Annotated in this window: 4 protein-coding genes; all 4 read right to left on the bottom strand. The window is 72.9% G+C overall.

The features are described 5' to 3' along the window. Window positions 1-39: 39 nt before the first annotated feature. The gene (locus ABZW03_RS39245) at window positions 40-660 is read right to left on the bottom strand and encodes a vitamin K epoxide reductase family protein (protein WP_355269425.1); all 621 of its coding nucleotides are present in this window, start codon (window positions 658-660) and stop codon (window positions 40-42) included. Continuing rightward, window positions 657-1,448, bottom strand: a complete 792-nt coding sequence (locus tag ABZW03_RS39250) for a thioredoxin domain-containing protein (RefSeq protein ID WP_355269427.1) — start codon at window positions 1,446-1,448, stop codon at window positions 657-659. The genes ABZW03_RS39245 and ABZW03_RS39250 overlap by 4 nt, the downstream gene beginning before the upstream one ends. Window positions 1,449-1,565: 117 nt before the next feature. Continuing rightward, a complete protein-coding gene (locus tag ABZW03_RS39255) occupies window positions 1,566-2,225 on the bottom strand; it encodes a hypothetical protein (protein WP_355269429.1) in 660 nt (219 codons plus the stop codon). Between the two features lie 110 nt (window positions 2,226-2,335). Beyond that, window positions 2,336-2,776, bottom strand: coding sequence for an SRPBCC family protein (locus ABZW03_RS39260; RefSeq protein WP_355269430.1), 441 nt, complete (start codon window positions 2,774-2,776; stop codon window positions 2,336-2,338). Window positions 2,777-2,963: the final 187 nt, after the last annotated feature.

Genomic DNA, 2,963 nt, shown 5'->3' on the forward strand with positions numbered 1-2,963 from the left:
CCGCCGCCCCGGCCGGGGCGGACGGGGCGGCGGACGGGATCAGATCAGGGTGCTCCAGTAGTACCAGAACCGGTTGAGGATCAGCAGCGCGATCGCCGCGTACCAGAGGGCCGGGACGACCCAGTGGTAGCGGGCCGCCTCCCGCACGGCCGCCTTCAGCCGCGGGCCCACCGGGATCACGCCGGTGCGCAGGTTGTGCAGCGTGGTGTACCAGAACAGCGGGATCACCGTTGCCCACACCACCATGCAGTACGGGCAGAGCGCGCCGATCCGGTACAGCGCCTGGTACATCAGCCAGGTCACGAAGCCGATCCCGAACACCGTCCCGGCCTGCAGGCCGAGCCAGAACCAGCGCCGGAACGCCGCCCCGGAGAGCAGCCCGGCACCGACCGCGACGACGACCCCGAAGGCGACCAGCCCGATCAGCGAGTTGGGGAAGCCGAAGGCCTCCGCCTGGTCGCTGCGCATGATCGAACCGCAGCTGATGATCGGGTTGATGTTGCAGTTCGGGACGTAGGACGGGTCCTCCAGCAGCCGGATCTTGTCCAGGGTGAGGACCGCCGAGGCGAACAGGCCGACGGCGCCGCCGATCAGCAGCAGCCAGGCGAAGGGGCGGCTCGCGCCGTGGGCGGGCCGGGTGGCGGGGGCGCCGGCCGTCATCCGGTCACCTGCTTGACCATCGCGGTGAACTGCTCGGGGGAGACAGCCTTGCCGTTGGTCAGCACGTCCAGCTTCTTCCCGTCCAGCTTGACGGTCGGGGTGCCGGTGACGTCGCTCTTGTTGAACTCCTCGTTCACCTTGGCGGCCCACGGGGCGTACGTCTTGTCGGTCACCGCCTTCACGAAGGCGTCGGTCTTCAGGCCGGGCACCTGGCCGGCCAGGTCCAGCAGGTGGTTGACGTCGCCGAAGGCGTCGCTGCGCTCGTCCGGCTGGTTGGCGTACAGCACGTCGTGGAAGGCCTTGAACTTGTCCACGCCCTCGTTCAGCGCGGCGCCGGCCGCGGCCAGCGCGGTGCGCGAGCCCTTGCCGCCGAGGTTGTTGTCCAGGAACGTCGCCAGGTGGTACTCGACCTTGTAGGTGCCCTCGTCGGCGAGCTGCTGGATCGCCTTGCCGGTGGTGGTCTCCAGCTGCTCGCAGTACGGGCAGCGGAAGTCCTCGTAGACCTCCAGGGTGTGCGGGGCGTCGGCCTTGCCGTAGGTGATCACGGTGCCGTTCGTGCCGCCGGCGTTGGCCGGGACGACCAGCGGGCCGTTCGCGGCGTCCGAACCGGAGCCGGAGGAGCCGCCGACGGCGAAGGCCACGCCCGCGGCGAGGGCGAGCACGGCGGCGGAGACGCCGCCGACCACCACCCGGCGGCGGATGCGCTCGGAGCGCTCGGCCTCGGCGCGGGCGACGCGCATGCGCTCGGTGGCGGAGGTCTTCTTGCTGGTCTTTCGGGTGTTGCTCATGGGGTGTCGTCCTGTGCTCTCGGGCGTACGGGAGGGCGCGCGCGGCCCGTCGGGGGCGCGCTGGGGTGGAGAGAGACAGCCGGCCGAGCGGTGATGAGCGGGCGGGAGGCCCGCGGCTCAGACGGCCAGGGCGAACACCGGCGGACCGCGCCGGACGGCCGGGCGGACGAGGACGTCCTCGGCGGGGACCAGCGGACGGCTGGCCCGGGGGAACGGCACCCGCGCCGGCGGACGGGCCGGCAGCGGGGCGACGAGCAGCCGCAGCCAGCGGGCGGCGGCCGGCAGGTGGCGGTGCAGGAACTCGCCCAGCATCCGGACGGCACCGGCCAGGCAGCCGAGCGCGGCGTCCGCGCGGCGCAGCCAGTACGCGCCGGCCAGCGCGATCAGCGTGTGCAGCAGCAGGAGCAGCAGCACACCGGTCCGCGCGGAGACGCCGTGGCCGAGCAGGAAGCCGCCGAGCGAGCCGCCGCCGCACAGCAGCGGCTGGAGGCCGTGCCCGGCGCCGGGCGGCAGCGAGGGACAGGTGCTCTGGGCGAGGTCGAACAGCGCGCCGGCGCCCAGCTCCAGCGGCAGGAACACCGCCGCGACCGCCGGGTAGCCGCGCTCGCGGCCGGCCAGTGCGAAGGCCACCGCGAAGACAGCGGCGGCGGCCAGCAGCATCGGGCCGACCGGCAGCGCGCGGCCGGTGACCAGCACCTGGCCGAGCCCGGCGAGCAGCACGACCAGCGCGGCGAAGACCGCCGCGCGGAGCGTCCTGGTGACCGGGCCGATGTCCATGGGGTCCGAGTCTGCCACAGGTTGAAACACGAACGGTCTGCTGGGCGGTGTGCTGTGAAGAGCCTCACCACCCGTACTGAGCTGGGCTTATGCGGCGCTTACGCGGTGTTTCAGGCGGCGTTCACCCTGGTCTCGACCAGTTCCCGGAAGTGGTCCAGGTCCTCGCGCACCGCCCGCTCGATCGCCCCGGCCTGGGCGAAGCCGCGCGGGCCGCCGAACTCCTGGTGCACCGCGTCCGGGTCGTACTCCACCCGGATCTGCAGCCGGGTGTGGCGGGCGTCGAGCGGCAGCAGGGCGAAGGCGCCGCGCAGCCGGACGCCGTCGAGGGTCCGCCAGGCCATCACCCGGCCCCGGCCGCGGTCGGTGATCTCGGCGTCGACGGCGCGCTCGGTGCCGTCGATCTCCACGCCGAGGTGGGCGAGGTTCCGGCCGTGGGGTTGGGCGGTGCGGACGCCGTCGACGAACCGGGGGTACTCGTGGACGCGGTGCAGTTGCTCCCAGGCGGCCAGGACGGGGGCGGCTATGTCGATCTGTTCCTCGAGGGTGCGCATGGTGCGGGGCACCTCCTTGTTCTTTCCAGCCTGCGCCTGGGGGGTGGGGGTGGCAATGGGGGCTCTCGGGAGGGTGGGTGGCGGGGGCGGCTCCGGGGGTGGGTGCTGCGGGGGCTGGATGATTTTCAGACTGCCGATGGGTGGGTGGGGAGCAGCCGCCGTTGGCAGTCTGAAAATCAAGATCTGA

The organism is Kitasatospora sp. NPDC004799, assembly GCF_040609095.1.
Classification (GTDB): Bacteria; Actinomycetota; Actinomycetes; order Streptomycetales; family Streptomycetaceae; genus Kitasatospora.

Excerpts from the sequence above, each read along its gene's own strand:
- ABZW03_RS39255 (WP_355269429.1), bottom strand. The coding sequence starts at position 2,225 with ATGGACATCGGCCCGGTCACCAGGACGCTCCGCGCGGCGGTCTTCGCC.
- ABZW03_RS39250 (WP_355269427.1), bottom strand. The coding sequence starts at position 1,448 with ATGAGCAACACCCGAAAGACCAGCAAGAAGACCTCCGCCACCGAGCGC.
- ABZW03_RS39260 (WP_355269430.1), bottom strand. The coding sequence starts at position 2,776 with ATGCGCACCCTCGAGGAACAGATCGACATAGCCGCCCCCGTCCTGGCC.
- ABZW03_RS39245 (WP_355269425.1), bottom strand. The coding sequence starts at position 660 with ATGACGGCCGGCGCCCCCGCCACCCGGCCCGCCCACGGCGCGAGCCGC.